The 19,291-nt window shown below is 66.1% G+C and carries 19 protein-coding genes; 9 read left to right on the plus strand and 10 right to left on the minus strand.

Features of this window, described 5'->3' with window-relative positions; all coding sequences use genetic code 11:
* Window positions 1–12: 12 nt before the first annotated feature.
* The 3 genes from AC6HZP_RS11665 to AC6HZP_RS11675 form a co-directional block, all read right to left on the minus strand.
* Window positions 13–624, minus strand: coding sequence for an anthranilate synthase component II (locus AC6HZP_RS11665; protein ID WP_497526678.1), 612 nt, complete (start codon window positions 622–624; stop codon window positions 13–15).
* Window positions 625–648: 24 nt separating this feature from the next.
* On the minus strand, window positions 649–2,163 hold the full coding sequence (gene trpE, locus AC6HZP_RS11670; RefSeq protein WP_497526679.1) for an anthranilate synthase component I: 1,515 nt from the start codon (window positions 2,161–2,163) through the stop codon (window positions 649–651).
* Between the two features lie 298 nt (window positions 2,164–2,461).
* The gene (locus AC6HZP_RS11675; RefSeq protein ID WP_497526680.1) at window positions 2,462–4,348 is read right to left on the minus strand and encodes a SurA N-terminal domain-containing protein; all 1,887 of its coding nucleotides are present in this window, start codon (window positions 4,346–4,348) and stop codon (window positions 2,462–2,464) included.
* Window positions 4,349–4,595: 247 nt separating this feature from the next.
* On the opposite strand from AC6HZP_RS11675, the gene tpiA reads away from it, so the two are divergent.
* The 5 genes from tpiA to AC6HZP_RS11700 all read left to right on the plus strand — a co-directional run bounded on the left by tpiA (window position 4,596) and on the right by AC6HZP_RS11700 (window position 9,982).
* A complete protein-coding gene (gene tpiA, locus AC6HZP_RS11680; protein WP_201403716.1) occupies window positions 4,596–5,357 on the plus strand; it encodes a triose-phosphate isomerase in 762 nt (253 codons plus the stop codon).
* Between the two features lie 119 nt (window positions 5,358–5,476).
* Window positions 5,477–5,923: a preprotein translocase subunit SecG gene (gene secG / locus AC6HZP_RS11685; protein WP_201403717.1), complete on the plus strand. Its 447-nt coding sequence runs from the start codon at window positions 5,477–5,479 to the stop codon at window positions 5,921–5,923.
* Window positions 5,924–6,085: 162 nt separating this feature from the next.
* Window positions 6,086–7,714, plus strand: coding sequence for a CTP synthase (gene pyrG / locus AC6HZP_RS11690; RefSeq protein WP_201403718.1), 1,629 nt, complete (start codon window positions 6,086–6,088; stop codon window positions 7,712–7,714).
* Between the two features lie 243 nt (window positions 7,715–7,957).
* Window positions 7,958–8,791, plus strand: coding sequence for a 3-deoxy-8-phosphooctulonate synthase (kdsA, locus tag AC6HZP_RS11695; RefSeq protein WP_497526790.1), 834 nt, complete (start codon window positions 7,958–7,960; stop codon window positions 8,789–8,791).
* A 93-nt stretch (window positions 8,792–8,884) separates the two neighbouring features.
* Window positions 8,885–9,982 carry a hypothetical protein gene (locus tag AC6HZP_RS11700; RefSeq protein ID WP_497526681.1) on the plus strand — a complete coding sequence of 366 codons (1,098 nt, stop codon included), beginning with the start codon at window positions 8,885–8,887 and terminating at the stop codon, window positions 9,980–9,982.
* A 176-nt stretch (window positions 9,983–10,158) separates the two neighbouring features.
* Here the strand turns inward: AC6HZP_RS11700 and queF are convergent, their stop codons facing one another.
* On the minus strand, window positions 10,159–10,611 hold the full coding sequence (gene queF / locus AC6HZP_RS11705) for a preQ(1) synthase (protein WP_497526682.1): 453 nt from the start codon (window positions 10,609–10,611) through the stop codon (window positions 10,159–10,161).
* 11 nt (window positions 10,612–10,622) lie between these two features.
* Window positions 10,623–11,597 carry a hypothetical protein gene (locus AC6HZP_RS11710; protein ID WP_497526683.1) on the minus strand — a complete coding sequence of 325 codons (975 nt, stop codon included), beginning with the start codon at window positions 11,595–11,597 and terminating at the stop codon, window positions 10,623–10,625.
* A gap of 200 nt (window positions 11,598–11,797) precedes the next feature.
* On the opposite strand from AC6HZP_RS11710, the gene eno reads away from it, so the two are divergent.
* From eno to AC6HZP_RS11725, 3 genes are read left to right on the plus strand one after another with little or no spacing between them, the layout of a single operon-like run.
* Window positions 11,798–13,075, plus strand: a complete 1,278-nt coding sequence (gene eno, locus AC6HZP_RS11715; RefSeq protein WP_201403722.1) for a phosphopyruvate hydratase — start codon at window positions 11,798–11,800, stop codon at window positions 13,073–13,075.
* 42 nt (window positions 13,076–13,117) lie between these two features.
* On the plus strand, window positions 13,118–13,381 hold the full coding sequence (locus AC6HZP_RS11720; protein WP_497526684.1) for a hypothetical protein: 264 nt from the start codon (window positions 13,118–13,120) through the stop codon (window positions 13,379–13,381).
* The gene (locus AC6HZP_RS11725; protein WP_497526685.1) at window positions 13,378–13,503 is read left to right on the plus strand and encodes a hypothetical protein; all 126 of its coding nucleotides are present in this window, start codon (window positions 13,378–13,380) and stop codon (window positions 13,501–13,503) included. Before AC6HZP_RS11720 ends, AC6HZP_RS11725 begins: the two co-directional genes overlap by 4 nt.
* A 2-nt stretch (window positions 13,504–13,505) precedes the next feature.
* Here AC6HZP_RS11725 and aguA read toward each other — a convergent pair whose 3' ends face one another.
* Complete coding sequence (gene aguA, locus AC6HZP_RS11730) at window positions 13,506–14,609, minus strand: agmatine deiminase (protein WP_497526686.1); 1,104 nt, start codon at window positions 14,607–14,609, stop codon at window positions 13,506–13,508.
* Between the two features lie 106 nt (window positions 14,610–14,715).
* Between aguA and AC6HZP_RS11735 the strand changes: the two genes are divergently transcribed.
* Entirely contained in the window at window positions 14,716–15,423 is a 708-nt protein-coding gene (locus tag AC6HZP_RS11735; RefSeq protein ID WP_497526687.1) for an HAD family hydrolase, read from the plus strand.
* On the opposite strand, the gene AC6HZP_RS11740 is transcribed toward AC6HZP_RS11735, so the two are convergent.
* From AC6HZP_RS11740 to aguB, 4 genes are all read right to left on the minus strand, one after another.
* Window positions 15,420–16,355, minus strand: coding sequence for a homocysteine S-methyltransferase family protein (locus tag AC6HZP_RS11740; RefSeq protein ID WP_497526688.1), 936 nt, complete (start codon window positions 16,353–16,355; stop codon window positions 15,420–15,422). The genes AC6HZP_RS11735 and AC6HZP_RS11740 overlap by 4 nt on opposite strands.
* 49 nt (window positions 16,356–16,404) lie before the next feature.
* A complete protein-coding gene (locus AC6HZP_RS11745) occupies window positions 16,405–17,292 on the minus strand; it encodes an amino acid ABC transporter permease (protein ID WP_497526689.1) in 888 nt (295 codons plus the stop codon).
* Entirely contained in the window at window positions 17,282–18,103 is an 822-nt protein-coding gene (locus AC6HZP_RS11750; RefSeq protein WP_497526690.1) for a transporter substrate-binding domain-containing protein, read from the minus strand. The genes AC6HZP_RS11745 and AC6HZP_RS11750 overlap by 11 nt, the downstream gene beginning before the upstream one ends.
* 295 nt (window positions 18,104–18,398) lie before the next feature.
* Window positions 18,399–19,289, minus strand: coding sequence for an N-carbamoylputrescine amidase (aguB, locus tag AC6HZP_RS11755; RefSeq protein ID WP_497526691.1), 891 nt, complete (start codon window positions 19,287–19,289; stop codon window positions 18,399–18,401).
* Between the last annotated feature and the right edge of the window lie 2 nt (window positions 19,290–19,291).

Here is a 19,291-nt window from a genome sequence, read left to right on the forward strand (position 1 = left end):
GCTGCCTCCGCCTCACGCGACCGACCGGGGAGTGCGATTCCTCGCATTCCATTCGGCCGCGAGGTCGAGGAAGTTCTTCAGCATCAGGTGGCCATGCTCGGAGGCGATGCTCTCGGGATGGAACTGCACGCCGTGCATCGGCAGGGTCTTGTGCATGGCGCCCATGACGACGCCATCTTCCGATTCCGCCGTGATCTCCAGAACGGCCGGCATCGTCTCGCGCTTCACCGTCAGCGAGTGGTAGCGCGTCGCCTTGAACGGCCCGTTGATGCCGCGGAAGACGCTCTTGCCGGTATGGTTGATGGTCGAGATCTTGCCGTGCATCTGGCTCGGCGCGCGGATGACGTCGCCGCCCATCGCCTGGCCGATGGCCTGGTGGCCGAGGCAGACGCCGAAGATCGGAATGGTGGCGCCGACGCGCTCGATCAGGTCGAGGCAGATGCCCGCCTCGTTCGGCGTGCAGGGGCCGGGCGACAGCACGATTCCCTCCGGATCGAGGGCGATGACCTCCTCGACCGTGATCTTGTCGTTGCGCTTGATGATCAGCTTGGCGCCAAGCTCCCCCAGATAATGGACGAGATTGTAGGTGAAGCTGTCGTAGTTATCGATGACGAGAAAGGCCATGATCCTGCGTCCCCTCTGCTTCGTCTACTGCCCGCGCCCAGCCTGAGAAGCGAACTTTACCGCTTCCTCGGCTGCACGGAAGAGCGCACGCGCCTTGGCGATGCATTCCTGGTGCTCGCTCTCGGGCACACTGTCGGCGACGATGCCGGCGCCGGCCTGCGCATACATCTTGCCGTCCTTGACGATCGAGGTGCGCAGCACGATGCAGGTGTCCATCGCGCCGTCGGCCGAGAAGTAGCCGACGCAGCCGGCATAGATGCCGCGCTTCTCGCCTTCGAGCTCGTCGATGATCTCCATCGCGCGCACCTTCGGCGCGCCGGAAACCGTGCCGGCCGGGAAGCCCGCGGCGAGCGCGTCCAGCATATCGTATTCAGATGACAGCCGGCCGATGACGTTCGAGACGATGTGCATCACCTGGCTGTAGTACTCGAGGAAGAACTTGTCGGTGACCTTCACCGTGCCGATCTCGGCGACGCGGCCGACATCGTTGCGGCCGAGGTCGAGCAGCATGAGGTGCTCCGCCAGTTCCTTCGGATCGGCCAGGAGCTCGGCGGCGAGCGCCTTGTCCTCTTCGGGCGTCGCGCCCCGGCGGCGGGTGCCGGCGATCGGCCGGATCGTCACTTCGCCATCCCTAACGCGAACCAGGATCTCCGGGCTGGAGCCGGCGACGGCGAAGTCGCCGAAATCCAGGAAATACAGGAAGGGCGACGGGTTGGTCCGGCGCAGCGCCCGGTAGAGCGCGAAGGGCGGCAGGCTGAACGGCGCCTCGAAGCGCTGTGACAGCACGACCTGGAAGATGTCGCCGGCGGCGATGTATTCCTTCGCCTTGGCGACCATCTCCAGATAGCGCGCATGCGTCGTGTTGGAGACGACGGGGACGGCGAGGTCGATGTCGTCGGGGTAGGGGCTGCGGTGCAGCGGGCCTTCCAGCGTGTCCACCACCGCCGTCAGCCGCTCGACGGCGCGGGCATGCGCCTGGGCCGCGGTGACGCCGGCCGCTGGACGCACCGGGGTCACCAGCGTGATCTCGTCCTTGATCGAATCGAACACCACCATGACCGTCGGACGCAGCATGATCGCGTCGGGAACGCCGAGCGCGTCCGGGTTCGGCGCGCCGAGCTCTTCCATCTGGCGAACCATGTCGTAGCCGAGATAGCCGAAGATGCCGGCCGACATCGGGGGCAGGCTCTCCGGCAGATCGATGTGCGATTCGGCGATAACGCGGCGAAGCGCATCCAGCGAGCGCCCTTCCAGCGGCTCGAAGGCGTCGGGATCGCGCGCCGGCGTCCGGTTCAGTTCGGCCCGGTCGCCGAAGGCGCGGAAGATCAGGTCGGGCTCGATGCCGATCATCGAATAGCGGCCGCGCACGGCGCCGCCTTCGACCGATTCGAGCAGGAACGTCTTCGACCGTCCGGCCGAGAGCTTGAGCATGGCGGAGACCGGGGTCTCCAAATCGGCAACCATTCGGGTCCAGACGACCTGCGCGCGCCCTTCATCATAGGCAGGCGCAATCGTCTCCAGCGACGGCTCGATCAGCATGGTTTCAGTCCATCAAGTTGGGAAGGCTCCGGGAGCCTTGCGTGGCAGCGCGACGCGGTCGCGGCTATGGCGTGTTCATCATCTTCCCGGCCGAGCCGGGATCGATGGTCAACGCCATCGCCAAGTCTGCGTGCGCCGCCAGCATGCCGCCCGCTGTCCATCGCCCGTGGACGGCCACCAACCGGCCCCGCGCGGGGCCGGGATGCCGTCGAATGCGACGGGGACGAGGCGCGCGTGGCGCGCCTGTCCTTCTCGCAGATCGGGTGAATGGCGTGGCGACATGGTTTCCAACCAACCCTCAGATGGCGCTGATGATCTGCTGCAGCGCGGTCTGGTTGACCGTCGCGCCCAGCTGACGCTGCAGCTCGGACACGTATTGCTGCAGAAGATCGTTCTGCATGGAGTCGGCAAGCTGCTGGGTCAGCGGATTGCTATCGTCCTTGGCGGGAGTGTACGGGGTCTCGACCACATCCGCTACCTGCAGAACGATCTGCTCGCCGTCCTGCGCGCCCGGCGCCACGTCCGACGATCCCTTCGGACCGGCAAAGGCGGCCTTGAGAGCTTCGACCGAGAGGCCGTCGCCCGGCTGCGAGGCGCGGGTCTGCTTGTCGCGCGTGGCGACGGTGAGGCCGAGCGAGCTGGCAATTGCGTCCAGCGTCTCGCCCTTGCCGAGACGGTCCTGGGCGTCCTTCGCCTTGGCGAGGAGCTTGTCGGCCGTGCTCTGCTTCTTCCAGGCCTCGACGACCTTCTCGCGGACCTCGTCGAGCGGACGGTCATGCGACGGGTTGATGTCGGCGATGGCGTACCAGACATAGCCGTCTTCGGTCGGGATCGCCGAATTGTCGATCCCAATGTCGCTCTCGAAAGCGGCCTTCAGCAGCTCCGCCTGGGCTGGGATGTCGGCCACGGCGTTGCCCTGCGGGTCCTTGCCCTGCTGGTCGACCGTGATCTTCTTCACCGTCAGCTTGTTGTTGGCGGCGATTTCCTCGAACGAGGCGCCACCGGCGCGCGCGTCCTCGATCGAATCGCGCAGCACGTTGACGTCGGACCGGGCATTGCCGAGCGCGAGCGTCTGCTTGAGCTCGCCCTTGACCTCGTCGAACGGCTTGACCGATTCCGGCACGACGTCGGTGACGCGCACGACGACCGGGCCGAAGCTGCCCTTGACCACGTCGCTGGTGCCGTTCGGCGCGAGCGAGAAGGCGGCCTCGGCGACGGCCGGATCGATCAGCTTGTCGCGCGTCAGCACGCCGAGGTCGACGTCGGCGAGCTTCTTGCCGGTGCTTTCCAGCACGGCATTGAAGTCTTCGCCGGCCTTGAGCCGATCGGCGGCGGCCTGCGCGGTGCTCTCGTCGGCGAAGACGACCTGGAAGACATGGCGCGTCTCGGGCGTCGAGAAGCTGGCCTTCTCGGCCTCATAGGCCTTCTTGGCGTCCTCGTCGCTGACGTCCTCGGGACGCGCGACTTCCGCGGCGCCGAGCTTGATGAAGCTGATGGTACGGGCTTCCGGAGCGCGCCACTCTGCCTTGTTGTCATTGTAGTAGGCGGTGAGCTCGTCGGCGTTCGGAGCCGGGATCTCGCCGACCACCGAGGACGGCAGCACGATGAAGCGGATGTCGCGCTGCTCGGTCTGGTACTCGTGCAGCGCCTTGGAGAACGCATCCGGAGCGGTGGCGCCGCCGGAGATCGACTCGGCGATCTGCTGGCGCTTCTCTTCCGCGCGGCGCTGGACGACATAGGCGTCCTCGGTCATGCCGTTGTTGCGCAGCAGCGAAACGAAATAGTTGCGGTCGAACGTGCCGCCCGCGCCCTTGAAGGCCGGGTCTTCCGCGATCTCGCGGATCAGCATGTCCTTGGAGACGCCGATATGCAGGCTGTTGGCCTGGTCGTCGAGCGCTGCCTCCGTCACCAGACGTCCCAGCACCTGGTTCGGAATGCCGAGCATCTTGGCCTGGTCGGGCGTGACCTGCTGGCCGAGGCGCTGGCTCATCGCCTGCAGTTCGCGGCGGTAGGCGCGATCGAAATTGACCGTGGAAATGTCCGTGCTGCCGACGCGGGCGACGGAATGATTGCCGACTCCGGTGAAGACATCGGCGATGCCCCAGACGGCGAAGCTCAGCACGAGCAGGCCGAGTAAGATCTGCGCCACCCAGCCGGCGGCGTATTTGCGCATCGTATTGAGCATCGACGTCCTCTAACGCGCGGGGACTTTTCCGGCCCCGCTTCGGGCGCGCGATCATAGAAAGGACCCCTCGCCGGGGCAAGGCGCAGCGCGTCAACAACGACAACGGGCTGTGCGATTGTGATTCGCGCCAGGGTTGGGGAGGGGATTCGTGGCGGTCCGGGCTGCCCCGATATGATCTGCCGGCTTGACTTGTCGGCCTCCTGCGGCTGCAAAGGAGGCAATCACAAACCAGAGTTCAGGAAACGCCATGACCGACGCCAAGCCGAAACCGTTCATCGCCGGAAACTGGAAGATGAACGGCCTGAAAGCCTCGGCGGGGGAACTGGTGCAGGTCATGGCCGGCTATGCTCCGGCGCTGCGTGCGAAGGTGGATCTGGCGATCTGCCCGCCGGCGACGCAGCTGATTCCCTTTGCGCTGGCGGCGCTCGGCAGCCGCGTCGCGATCGGCGCGCAGGATTGCCACGCCAAGGCGAGCGGCGCGCATACCGGCGATCTCTCGGCCGAGATGATCGCCGACACCGGCGCCAGCCACGTCATCGTCGGCCATTCCGAGCGCCGGACGGATCATGCCGAGACCGATGCGATCGTCCGCGCCAAGGCCGAGGCCGCCTGGCGGGCCGGCCTCGTCGCCATTCTGTGCATCGGCGAGACGGAGGCCGAGCGGCGCGGCGGCACGACGCTTTCCGTCGTCGACACGCAGCTCGAAGGCTCGGTGCCCGACGGAGCGTCCGCGGCCAATCTCGTCATTGCCTATGAGCCCGTCTGGGCGATCGGCACCGGCCTGGTTCCGTCGAACGAGGACATCGCCGAGGTGCATGCGCATATCCGCCAGCGCCTCGTCGCCCGCTTCGGCGCGGAAGGCGAGGGGATGCGCATTCTCTACGGCGGCTCGGTAAAGCCTTCCAACGCCGGCGAAATTCTGAGGATCGAGAATGTCGACGGCGCGCTCGTCGGCGGCGCCAGCCTCAAGGCGGCAGACTTTCTCGGTATCGCCGCGGCCTATGCATGATGCCGCGTTTGGCTTGTTTCCGGTTCTTCGCTCTCCATATCAGGGGCGCGGCACTGGAAACGGCGAAACCGATCGTGTACAAGGCCGCCAGCTTTTTTGAATTCTGATCAGAGACATCGATGCAGACAGTCATCATCGTGATCCACCTGATGGTGGTCGTCGCGCTCGTCGCCGTTGTTTTGCTGCAGCGCTCCGAAGGCGGAGCTCTGGGTATCGGCGGCGGCGGCGGATTCATGTCGGCGCGTGGTTCGGCCAACGTCCTGACCCGCACGACGGCAATCCTCGCGGCGATCTTCTTCATCACCTCGATGGGGCTGACCCTCCTGACGCGGTACGGCGAGCGGCCGTCCTCGATCCTCGATCAGATCCAGAGCCAGTCCTCGCCGTCGGCGCCGGCCGGCACGGGTCAGGGCATCCTGGATCAGCTGCCCGGCCAGAAGCCGCCGGCAGGCGGCGCGGCTCCTGCCGCTCCGGCAGCGGCTCCCGCCGCGCCGGCAGGCGAGACGGCTCCGGCAACCCCGGCACCGGCTGCCCCCGCGGCTCCCTCGGTTCCGAGCTCGCAGTAACCGCGCGCTCAAGCCTTTCTCCATTCGCGTCGCCGCGCGGTTCCGTGCGGCGACGTTTTATTTGGAGAGGGGCAATTGCTGAATGTGGGCGTGGCCGTCAATTTGTGCGGCGGCCAGCTCTTGTCGAAACGAATCGGTCGATCGAAACTGAGGTAGAGGCCCATGGCGCGGTACATTTTCATCACCGGCGGTGTGGTTTCCTCGCTTGGCAAGGGCATCGCCTCGGCGGCGCTCGGAGCAATGCTCCAGTCGCGAGGCTACAAGGTCCGTCTGAGGAAGCTCGATCCCTATCTGAACGTCGATCCGGGCACGATGAGCCCGTATCAGCACGGCGAGGTGTTCGTCACGGACGACGGCGCCGAGACGGATCTGGATCTCGGACACTATGAGCGCTTCACCGGGCGCCCGGCCTCGAAGGCCGATTCGGTGACCACCGGCAAGATCTACCAGGAGATCATCGCCAAGGAGCGCCGCGGCGATTATCTCGGCGGCACGGTGCAGGTGATTCCGCACGTCACGGACGCCATCAAGGCCTTCGTGCTTTCCGGCAATGACGATGTCGATTTCGTGCTGTGCGAGATCGGCGGCACGGTCGGCGACATCGAGGCGATGCCGTTCCTGGAGGCGATCCGCCAGCTCGGCAACGATCTGCCGCGCGGCAATGTCGTCTATATCCACCTGACGCTGATGCCCTACATCCCGAGCGCGGGCGAGCTGAAGACCAAGCCGACCCAGCATTCGGTGAAGGAGCTGCGCTCGATCGGCATCCAGCCGGACATCCTGCTCTGCCGCAGCGACCGCCCGATTCCGAAGGAAGAGCGCCGCAAGTTGTCGCTGTTCTGCAATGTGCGCGAATCCGCCGTCATCCAGGCGCTCGACGTCGCGCATATCTATGACGTCCCGACCAGCTATCACGCCGAGGGCCTCGACGACGAAGTGCTGGCCGCGTTCGGCATCACCGACGCCGCGCCGCCCGTCCTCGACAAGTGGAAGGCGCTGACCAGCAAGCTGCGCGCCCCGGAGGGCGAGGTGACGATCGCCGTGGTCGGCAAGTATACCGGCCTCAAGGACGCCTATAAGTCGCTGATCGAGGCGCTCCAGCACGGCGGCATCGCCAACACGGTCAAGGTCAACATCGACTGGATCGAGAGCGAGATCTTCGAGAAGGAAGATCCGGCGCCTTATCTGGAGCGGGTCAACGGCATCCTGGTGCCGGGCGGCTTCGGCGAGCGCGGCTCGGAAGGCAAGATCAAGGCCGCCGGCTTCGCGCGTCGCCACAACGTGCCGTATTTCGGCATCTGCTTCGGCATGCAGATGGCCGTGATCGAGGCGGCCCGCAATCTCGCCGGCATCGAGAAGGCGAGCTCGACCGAGTTCGGCCCGGCCGAGGAGCCGGTGGTCGGCCTGATGACCGAATGGCTGAAGGGCAACATGCTCGAGAAGCGCCATTCGACCGGTGATCTCGGCGGCACGATGCGCCTCGGCGCGTATGAAGGCCATCTGGAGCCGGGTTCGAAGATCGCCGAGATCTACGGCACGACGACGATCTCCGAGCGGCATCGCCACCGCTACGAAGTCAACATCGACTACAAGGATCGCCTGGAGAGCTGCGGCATGCGCTTCGCCGGCATGTCGCCGGATGGCGTCCTGCCGGAGACGGTCGAGCTTCCGGACCATCCGTGGTTCATCGGCGTGCAGTATCACCCCGAGCTGAAGTCGCGGCCGCTCGATCCGCATCCACTGTTCGCGTCGTTCATCGCCGCGGCGATCGAGAAGGCACGCCTCGTCTGAGGCCATACGATCCGGCGCAAGCCGCCGGATCGCCACCCCTGCCGTGGCTCAAGCCTCGTAACGCCCGGCCACATATCTTTACGCTGGGTAATCGAGGCTCCTTCGAAAATGTCCTCAAACCGCCGCAGTCTGCTGCGGTGAGTGGTGCGCCTGGACGTGTTGTGGCCGGCGAGGGTCGCTTCGCCGCCGATGACGTTGTAAGGGACTGGCCACGCTTCGATTGACTCCAAGGCACGGTGAATGATGACGACTGCCCCCAATGCGCATGTCTCGGTCGGCAACGCGACGTTCGGCAACGACCTGCCGCTGACGCTGATCGCCGGACCCTGCCAGCTCGAGAGCCGGCAGCATGCCTTCGACATGGCTGGCCGGCTGAAGGAGATGACCAGCGCGCTGGGCATGGGGCTCGTCTACAAGTCCTCGTTCGACAAGGCGAACCGCACCAGCCTCTCCGGCAAGCGCGGCGCCGGGCTCGACGCGGCGCTCCCGATTTTCGCCGATTTGAAAAAGGAATTCGGCCTGCCGATCCTGACCGACATCCACGAGCGCGAGCAGTGCGCCGTCGTGGCGGAAGTGGTCGATATCCTGCAGATCCCGGCCTTTCTCTCGCGCCAGACCGACCTTCTGGTCGCGGCCGCCGAGACGGGCAGGACGATCAACGTCAAGAAGGGGCAGTTCCTCGCCCCCTGGGACATGAAGAACGTCCTGACCAAGCTGGTCGGCAGCGGCAATCCCAACATCCTTCTGACCGAGCGCGGCGCCAGCTTCGGCTACAACACGCTCGTTTCCGACATGCGTTCGCTGCCGATCATGGCCGCCATGGGCGCCCCGGTGATCTTTGACGCCACCCATTCCGTGCAGCAGCCGGGCGGGCAGGGCGAGTCTTCCGGCGGCCAGCGTGAATTCGTGGCCGTGCTGGCGCGCGCCGCCGTCGCAGTCGGCGTCGCCGGCGTCTTCATCGAGACGCATCAGGATCCCGACAACGCGCCTTCGGACGGCCCGAACATGATCCAGATCGACGAATTGCCGGCGCTGCTCGAGCGGCTTTCCGCCTTCGACAGGCTTGCAAAGGGGTAGGCAGACGCGGTCTGTCGCCATAGACAGTGACTTGTGGGATGATGTGAAACAATCGCAGGGGCCAACCTGCGTCCGTTGAGAAGAAGCCTCGCGATGGACCCGAACGAACTCGTCGTTATTCTCGACCGGGCAATTGCAAACCTTCCCGATCCCTCGGTCGAGGGGCGTCGACGCGTTTACGAGCGCGTCGAGAAGACAATCCGCTCCACCTGCACGTCGGAAGACGGCAAGCTGGATCCGGAGCGCTATACGGCGCTCCGCCGCGACCTCGGGACCGCGATCGCGATGATCGAGAAGCGGACCCGGATCGCCGCCCGCCAGAATATTCATCCGCACACCGAGGCGGTTCCCGCGCCGCCGCCACCGCCGCCACCTGCGGCGGAGGAGCCGGCCGAGCCGTCCGAGGATGCTCCCGAGGACGCGGCCTCGCCGCCCTGGCTGAAGCGGATCAGCATCGGCGCGGCGGGTCTCGCCGTGGCGCTTGGCGCGCTGATCGCCGTCTTGCCGGGAGGCCCGCTGAGCGGCCTCATCGGTGGAGGCGGCAGCAGCAGCCAGGTCGCTGCGCCGCCACCGCCGCAAACGCCGCAGGCGGAGAAGCCGGATCCCTTCGCCGGCGCCCCGGAACCCGCCAAGCCGGCCGAGGCGGCTGCCGCCGCCCCAGCCGACGGCGATCTCGCCGCCTTCGCCCCGGTGCCGTCGCAGCCGGGCGTTCCGCGCGTCACCGACGTCAAGGTCGCCATCCTCAACGGCGCGTCCGCCTGGCGTGTCGAGCCGCTTACCGGCTTCGACGAGCAGGCCGCCCGGCCGCCGGTCATGGCGATCGCGCAGGACCGGCAGTCGCCGCTGATGGTCTCCTTCTATTGCGACACGCCGGAGCTGCTGGTGTTCCGCATCGCCTATGGTTCCGACCCGGCGACGCTGAAACAGGAAATCACCGCGCGCGGTCAGCTGGACGGAGTGCTGCGGCAGAAGATCCAGGTGAAGACCGATCGTAGCGAAGGGTTCGCCGGCGACTTCCTGGCGCTGACCGAGCACAGCTGGGGCATTCGGCTGGCGCCGGAAAACGTCGATACGCTGCGCGCCGGCAAGGAGATCGAGGTCACCATCGGCGACTCGGTCGCCGGCACGGTCTCGCTGAGCGGCGCGACGCCGGCGATCGAAGAGGCGCTCGCGAGCAGTTCCTGCACGTGATGCGTGACGGCGCGAGCGGCGCCCCTCAACCTCTCCCACGGGGAGAGGTCGGAGCGCAGCTCCGGGTGAGGGGGTAGGGAACCATCCGGCTAGGGCTCAACCCCTCACCCGCCGGCCTTCGGCCGTCGACCTCTCCCTCTGGGAGAGGTGAAGCGAGCGCCCCGGACGACCGATCTCTACCCGCGGCCGCGATAGGTCGCGACGCCTTGGTCCGGCAGCCAGACATGGGCCGGCACCGGGCCGCTCTGCCAGAACACGTCGATCGGGATGCCGCCGCGCGGATACCAGTAGCCGCCGATCCGCAGCCAGTGCGGATCAAGCAGGTCGACCAGCCGCTTGGCGATGTCGATCGTGCAGCCTTCGTGGAAGGCGCCGTGATTGCGGAAGGAATGCAGGTAGAGCTTCAGCGACTTCGATTCGACCAGCCAGTCCTTCGGCACATAGTCGATGACGAGATGCGCGAAATCCGGCTGCCCGGTGACGGGGCAGAGCGAGGTGAATTCCGGCGCGGTGAAGCGGGCGACATAGAGCGTGTCCGGATGTGGATTGGGGACGCGGTCCAGCTCCGCCTGTTCCGGGCTCTCGGCGATGCCGACGCTGCGCCCCAGCTGCAATTCTTGCTCGGTCATGGTTCTCTTCCTCAGCGTGGCTCCAGCAGCGTTCGCGTTTCGCGGTTGAAACGCCACGCCGAGAAGCCGTTCAGTTCGGTGCCGCCCCACCAGCGCCGGATACCGTTGGTCGAAATCTGGTCCTGCGCGCCGGAGAGGATATCTTCGCCCATATCCGTCAGCGTCAGCGGCGCGGTCACGTATTCGGCATGCACTTCCGAATCGGCGTGCGAATAGGGCGCGTGCACGCCGGTGATCAGTGGGAAGTCGCAGAAGGCCAGCGAATCGATCACCGCGTAGAACGGCCACGTGCCCATGAAGGGCGCCTCTTCCGCCTCGCGGGCCTGATGGAACAGGGCCGCCGGCGACAGCTCGTCCATGCCGATCGCGTCGAGCAGGCGCATTTCCGTGCGGTTGAGGCCAGTGCCCGGCTGCGGCAGTTCCTCGAGAAAACGGCCGAGCGCGGCCTGCAGGAAGGGAAAGCCCTTGATCGGTTTGCCGGCCCGCTTTGCGATCGCCTCCGGCGTCGGCGCCGTCAGTTCGCCCCAGACCGTCGCCGCCATATTGAGCAGCGCCGGGCTCACGCGGACGCCGTCGATGGCGAAACGCATGACGGTATCCGGCCGCTCCAGCGCGAAGAAGCTGTCCGCCTGGACGATGACGATGCCCTGCGAGCGCTCTTCCCTGGCGAAGAAATCGAGCACCTGAAGCAATTGAAGCTGGTCGTAGAGATCGTGCTCGAACCAGAGCTCGATGCGATCGAACTCGGCATGGCGGCGCATGACCGCGTCCCGCTCGGCGAAGGTGGCCGCGACCGTCCCGGGGTCGAACTTGAACACCGAGGCGAGATGCTCGGCGCGGACCGCGGAGAAGGCCTCCAGCGTGTCTAGCGCCGGAAGCGGACCATCATGCAGCGCGTCGCGCCAAGGCAGGATGATCGCGCGACTGCCGGCGGCGGCGAGGAGGTCGGCGGTCTGGTCGCCGTCGGTGATGAGGAGCGTCGTCATGCCGTCTTCATCTTCCGATGCAAGACGGAAGGCAACAGGAAGCGGGCAAACTTGGCAGCGTCCCGGACGAATTGGCCGGTACCGTGTCGCTCCCGCACCCGGCGCCTGTCATTGTTTGTCGCCGATCCTCTTCCGCCTTCCATCTCGGCAGGCTAGAAGCTGCCAGAGTTGAGCCGAACCGTCCGAACAAGGAATTCCGCATGACCGCGATCATCGATATCACCGCCCGCCAGATCCTCGACAGCCGTGGCAACCCGACGGTCGAGGTCGACGTCCTGCTGGAGGACGGTTCGCTTGGCCGCGCCGCGGTTCCGTCGGGCGCCTCGACGGGCGCGCATGAGGCCGTCGAGCTCCGCGACGGCGACAAGTCCAAGTATCAGGGCAAGGGCGTCCTGAAGGCGGTCGAGGCCGTCAACGGCGAGATCTTCGACGCGATCGGCGGCATGGACGCTGAAGACCAGGCGATGATCGACGGCACGATGATCGATCTTGACGGCACGCCGAACAAGGCTCGCCTCGGCGCCAACGCCATCCTCGGCGTCTCGCTGGCGCTGGCCAAGGCCGCCGCGGAAGCGGCCGGCCAGCCGCTCTATCGCTATGTCGGCGGCGTCAACGCCAAGGTCCTGCCGGTGCCGATGATGAACATCATCAATGGCGGCGCGCATGCCGACAATCCGATCGACTTCCAGGAATTCATGATCCTGCCCGTCGGCGCGCCGACGTTTGCCGAATCCGTCCGCTGGGGCTCCGAGGTCTTCCACACGCTGAAGAAGGCGCTGAAGGACGCGGGCCACAACACCAATGTCGGCGATGAAGGCGGCTTCGCGCCCAACCTGCCGTCGGCGACCGCTGCCCTCGACTTCGTCGCCAAGGCGATCGAGAAGGCCGGCTACCGCCTCGGCGAGGACATCTATCTCGGCCTCGACTGCGCCGCGACGGAGTTCTTCAAGGACGGCAAGTACAACTACGAAGGCGAAGGCGTCGTCCGCACGATCGACGAGCAGGTCGCCTATCTCGCCGATCTCGCCTCGAAGTTCCCGATCATCTCGATCGAGGACGGCATGAGCGAGGACGACTGGGCCGGCTGGAAGAGCCTGACCGACGCCATCGGCAACAAGGTGCAGTTGGTCGGCGACGATCTCTTCGTCACCAACACCAAGCGCCTGTCGCAGGGCATCAAGACCGGCACGGCCAACTCGATCCTGGTCAAGGTCAACCAGATCGGCTCGCTCACCGAGACCCTCGACGCCGTCTCGATGGCGCATCGCGCCGGCTACACGGCGGTGATGTCGCACCGTTCGGGCGAGACCGAGGATTCGACCATCGCCGACCTCGCCGTCGCCACCAACTGCGGTCAGATCAAGACGGGTTCGCTCGCCCGCTCCGACCGGACCGCCAAGTACAACCAGCTCATCCGCATCGAGGAGCAGCTGGGCGTGCAGGCGGAATACGCCGGCCGCAGCATCCTGAAGGGCTGATTTCGGCTCCGCCATGCGGTCGCGACCTAAAGTTGCGATCGCATGGACAAGCTCTCATGGGCGCGGCATGCTGCGCTCATGAAGACCGTGCACAACGAACGAGTTAAGCTGCTTGCCACCGCGCTGAACAATCTGTGCGTGGCGACGCTGGCGACTGCTCTACTCGCGCCGACGGTCGGATTTCTATATGGGACGACCGTCACGGCCAGCGGAGGCTGGTGGCTTCTGATCGCCTTCGTATGGTTATTCTTCGCATTCAGCCTACATTTGGCTGCGAGAGCCATTCTCGGAAGGATGCTCGAATGACCGGATTGCAGCTCTATCTGCTGATTACGCCGCTCGTGCTGATGGTCGTGCTCGGCGTCGTCTATTGGGTCAGCGGGATCTATGACGATCCGCGCCGTCAGCGCCACCATCCCGGCGAATAGCCTTACCCCCCAGTTCCCACCGGTTGTTGCTGTGTGATGCAGTGGATGTTGCCGCCGCCGAGAAGGATCTCGCGCGCCTCGATGCCGACGATGCGGCGATCCGGGTGCAGGGCCGCGAGGATCTCCATCGCGGCCGCGTCCGTCTTCGGATCGAGCAGCGGCATCACCACCAGACCATTGGCGATGTAGTAGTTCGCGTAGGACGCAGCGAGGCGGGCGCCCCCGCGCCGCTCGGCGCTGCCTTCGGAAACGTCGATGCCGGCCGCCTCGGAATCGGTCATGTAGAGCGGTCCCGGCATCGGCAGCTTGACGAGTTCCAGCTTTCGCCCGCGTGCGTCGGTCGCGTTCGCCAGCCGGTCATGCGCATCGTGCGAGATCGCATATTGCGGATCTTCGGGATCCTCGCACCAGGTAAGCGCCACGACGCCCGGCCGCGCGAAGCAGGCGAGGTTGTCGATATGGCCGTTGGTTTCGTCGTGGAACAGCCCGGGGCCGAGCCAGATCGTCTTCTCCACGCCGAGCCGGCCGGCGAGATGTTCCTCGATCTCGCTGCGGTCGAGATAGGGATTGCGGTTGGGATTGAGCAGGCATTCCTCGGTCGTCAGCAAAGTGCCTTCGCCGTCGACATGGATGGCGCCGCCTTCCAGGACGAACGGTGCCCGATAGCGCGGTGCGCCCTCGATCTCGAGGATCTTGGCGGCGACGCGGTCGTCCTGGTCCCAGGGCGAATAAAGGCCGCCGGCAAAACCGCCCCAGGCATTGAAGCGCCAGTCATTGCCGCGCAGCCGGCCGTCCGCGCTCACGACGAAGCTCGGACCGGTATCGCGACACCAGGCGTCGTTGGTCGTCGTCTCGACGAGGCGGATATGCGCCGGCAAACGCTGGCGGGCGTTCTCCCACTGGCCGGCCGAGACCAGCATCGTCACCGGCTCCGCCTCGGCGATCGCGCTTGCGACCGCGACAAAAGCCTGCTGCGCCGGCTTGGCGCCGAGGCGCCAGTTGTCCGGCCGCTCCGGCCAGATCATCCAGGTGCCGGCATGCGGCTCCCATTCGGCCGGCATGCGGAAACCGTCGTCGCGGGGAAGGCCTTCGAGCGTCGCAGACATGATTCTCGTTCGTTGTCGTCGGATGGGCCATCCGACAGAAGCGGGAATGAACGGGCGATGCAAGCGTGCTAAGGGACCTTGTCACGGACATCAAACGGAACCAGACATGCAGCTTCGCGCGCTCCTGTTCGACAAGGACGGGACTTTCCTCGATTTCGCCAAGACCTGGGACGCCGCCACCGGATCGGTCATCGCGGCGCTCACCGAAGGCGATCCGGCGGCCGCGCGGCGGCTGGCTGAGATTGTCGGCTATGATCTCGAGGCGTCGATCCTGATGCCGACATCCGCCTTCGTCGGCGGTTCCGTCAGCGAACTGGCCGAGCTGTGGGCCGTGGCGCTCGGCCTGCCGGCCGATGATGCCGCCTTCCTGAACCGCCTGCGCGAGCTGTTCCACGAGGCGACGCTGCATGCGGCGACGCCGATCGGCGAGCCCGGCCTGATCTTCGCGGCGCTGCGCTCGGAAGGCTACCAGCTCGGCGTCATCACCAATGATTCGGAGATCGGGGCCAAGGCGCAATGCGAGCGCCTCGGCCTCTCGCAGTGGTTCGAGGCCATCATCGGCTATGATTCAGGCCATGGCCGCAAGCCGGAAGCCGGGCAGATCGTCGCCTTCATGGAGCGCTTCGGCTACCTCCCAGGCGAGACGGCCCTGATCGGCGACACGCTGCACGACATGCATGCCGCGCGCGCCGCGGGCGTTCTCGGCATCGGTGTCGAGAGCGGCTTCATGTCGGCCGAGCAACTGGCTCCCCATGCTGATTATGTCATCAGCGATATCAGCCAGTTGCAGGACCTTCTTCAGACGATGAGCTAGCTCCTGGCGGGCTTTGGGCGCGCCGGATCGAGATGATGCCGGATCTCGGCGATGTGCTCGGGGCCGATGCCGCAGCAGCCGCCGACGATCGAGGCGCCGGCGTCGATCCAGCGTTCGGCCCAGACGAGATAGCGCGCCGGCGTGACGTCGGCGCGGATGTCGGAGATGCCGGCATAGGGCTCGTCGCTCTCTTCCTCGGCGGCGAAGGCGTTGGCATAGACGCCGATCGTCACGTCGGCGCGGCCGGCCGCGTCCAGCGTGGCGCGCGCCTCGCGGATGGCAGCCTCCATCACTTCCGGCTGGCTGCAGTTGAAGAGGATCGACACCGCGCCCGCGTCGACCGCCTTGCGCACGCCCTCGGTGACGGTCTCGCCGGAACGGAGCTCCGGCGGACCCGTGCGCCCGGCCTCGTCCTTCAGCGTGTACGAAACCCAGATCGGCTTCGGATGCTCGGCAAGCGCCGAGATCGCCGCGAGCGCCTCGACGGTCGAGCTCTGGGTCTCGATCAGCCAGAGGTCGACATGCGGCGCCAGGCCCTCGACCAGGACGCGGAGGATTTCCGGCGCGCGATCCGCGTCGAAGCGCTCCGGCCGGTAGGATTCGAACACCGGCGGCAACGAGCCGGCGACCTTGACCGGTCGTCCCGCCTGATCTGCCGCCGCGCGGGCAACCCGTCCGGCGAGATCGGAAAGCCGCAGCCCGTCCGTTTCGAAGCGCGCCGGGCCGATCTGGTGCGGCTTGATCGCGTAGGTGTTGGTCGTCACGATCTCGGCGCCGCTCTCGATGAACTGCTCGTGCGCGCGCTGCACCAGATGCGGCGCCTCGATCAGCGCCAGCGCCGACCATTCCGGCAGCTTGAAGGGCGCGCCGATGCGCTCGAGCTGCCGGCCCATGCCGCCGTCGAGCAGGGTGACGTGTTCATGCGTCGTCATGATGGATCGTCCTTGTCAGTGCAGGATCCGCCGCAGCCGAGGCCGCCGGTCAGGATCGATGTGCGTTGGCCCTGGCGCCGGGATAGCCGCGCCCGAAACGGCGCTCGAGCTTGGCCTGGCAGAACTCGAGGATGATCGACATTATCCAGTAGATCGCCGCCGCCGTGGTCAGCATTTCCATGTATTTGTAGGTAGAGCGTCCGTAGGACTGGGCGAGGAAGTTCAGTTCCCAGACGCCCATCAGCGATACCAGCGCCGAATCCTTCAGCATCGACACGACCTGCGCGCCGGCCGGCGGGATGATGAAGCGCAGCGCCTGGGGCGCGATCACCTTCCAGGCGATCCGCCAGCGCGGCAGGCCGAGCGACATCGCCGCTTCCCATTGCCCGGCCGGAACCGAGCGGACGCCGCTTCGCACGATCTCGGCATTGTAGGCGCCGTAGTTGAGCGACAGCGCCAGGATGCCGGAGGTGAGGGGGCCGAGGATGATGCCGATCTGCGGCAGAGCCAGATAGATCAGCAGCACCTGGATCAGGAGCGGCGTGCCGCGAAACAACGAGCCGTAGAACGTCGCCAGGCCGAAGAAGAACGGGTTGGACGACATCCGCCCCATCGCCGTGACGAGGCCGAGCATGCCGGCGAAGCCGACGGCGCTCGCGGTGACGAACAGCGTCATGGCGGCGCCCTGAATCATGCCGGAGGGCGTCAGCCGGATGCCCAGCATGAACGGAAGCCGCTCCGCGATGGCGCCGCCATCGAGGCCGAACTGCACGAAACCGACGATCAGGATGGCGAAAAGCCCGGTCCAGACCAGGCCGACCTTGACGCCGAAAAGGCGGTCGCCGGTGAGCCGGGTCGGGATCGCGGATGCAAACGACCCCAGGACGAGCCTTGGGCTGCGCCGCTGGGGCAGGTCGCTTCTCAGCTCAAATGTCATTGCGCGTGATGTCGGTGCCGAGCCATTTCTCCGAGATGGCCTTCAGCGTGCCGTCGGCGCGCAGCGTCTCGATGGTCTCGACCACCTTGGCGTTCCATTCGGCGTCGCCCTTGTCGACGGCAATCCAGTTCGGCTCGCCGAACAGCGGCTCGCCGACGATCTTCAGCGGCGCGCCGGCGTCGATGAGGCCCTTGGCGGTGGCGATGTTGGCGACGATCGCGTCCAGCCGGACGCCCGGGCCAAGCGCCAGGTTCTGGAAGTTGACCGTCTCGTTCGACGGCACCTTGATCGGGTCGTTGAAGGGGAAGGCGATGGTCTTCTCGCCCGGAATGGTGATGGTTTTGTCGAGATAGGCCTCGTAGCTCGAGCCCGAGCCGACGCCAACCTGCTTGCCGGAGATGTCGGCGACCGATTTGATCACCGCCTCGTCCTTGTGAACGATGAGAACGGCGGGCGAGCTGTAATACTGGACGATGAAATCGAGAACGGTGGCGCGGTCCGTCGTCGGAGTGATCGAGCAGATGCAGACATCCCAGCGCTTGGCCCAGCGACCGGCGGTGATCACCTCCCAGCCCGGCACCGAATTGACGACCTTGACGCCGAGCTTGTCGCCGACAGCCTGTGCGACGTCGATGTCGAAACCGGCGAGCTGGTTGTCCTTGTCGATGAAGGTGAAGGGCGGATAGTTGTCGACGACGACGTTGTTCAGCACCTTGGTGGACAGCACCCGGTCGAGGGTTTCGCCGGCCTGCGCCAAACCGGGCGCGAGCAAAAGGGCCGTCGCAAAAGCGAGCGCGGGACGCAATCTCATTTCCTTGGACTCCAGAGCGACCGAAAAGGTCACGGTTCAATATGGACCTGCGCCCGGAGCAAGGTTCAAGAAAACATCGGTCGGGCCCCCAGAGAGCGAACGACGAATGCTTTCAGCTCGAAATACAGGGCGAAATCATCCCATATTTCGAGGCGTCTGATCTGGCCCCGGGCCTCAATATTCTGCGTAAAATATCGACTGCCGGTGCCTATTAGGAAAGCAACGTCATGCCAATTCGATGTGACGACGCGGAATACGGTCCTGCGCAGCGACGCCGCGACGATGGCGCGAGGGCTCAGCGCCCGGGTGCGCGGGGATCGCGGCCGTCGAGCGTCGTCAGCGCGCCATAGAGGTCCGGACGGCGGTCGCGAAACACACCCCAGGAGCGGCGCTGATGGGCGATGGCGTCGAGGTCGAAGGTCGCCGTCAGGATCGCCTCGCTGCTGCGGTCGGCCTCGGCCAGCTTCGCGCCGGTCGGATCGGCGATGAAGGACGAGCCGTAGAAGGTGATCTCGGTGCCGTTCAGGCCGCGCTCGGTGCCGATCCGGTTGGAGGCCACGAGCGGCATCAGATTGGCGCCGGCATGGCCCTGCATGACGCGCTGCCAATGCGCGGCGGAATCGAGCGTGGGATCCTGCGGCTCCGAGCCGATCGCCGTCGGATAGAACAGGATCTCGGCGCCGGCGAGCGCCATGGCCCGCGCGCTCTCCGGAAACCACTGGTCCCAGCAGATGCCGACGCCGATCTTGCCGAAGCGCGTCGGCCAGACTCGGAAGCCGGTGTCGCCGGGCGAGAAATAGAACTTCTCCGTATAGCCGGGCCCGTCCGGAATATGGCTCTTGCGATAATTGCCGAGCACGCTGCCATCGGCATCGACGATGGCGATGCTGTTGTAGGCGGTCTGGCCGGCGCGCTCGAAATAGCTCACCGGCAGCACGACGCCGAGCTCCGCCGCGAGCGCTGCGAAATGGGCGATCAGCGGGTTGCCGTCAAAGGGCTGCGCCAGGTTGAAATGGTCGTGGAACTGGTCTTGGCAGAAATAGGGCGTCTCGAACAGCTCCTGGATCAGGATGATCTCGGCGCCCCGCGCCGCTGCCTCGCGGATCAGCCGCTCGGCGCGGGCGATGTTGCCGGCGCGATCCCAGTCGCATTCCATCTGCGTCGCGGCGACGGTCACCTGGCGCATGG

The sequence above is a fragment of the Kaistia sp. SLG-1 genome (genome assembly GCF_059699055.1).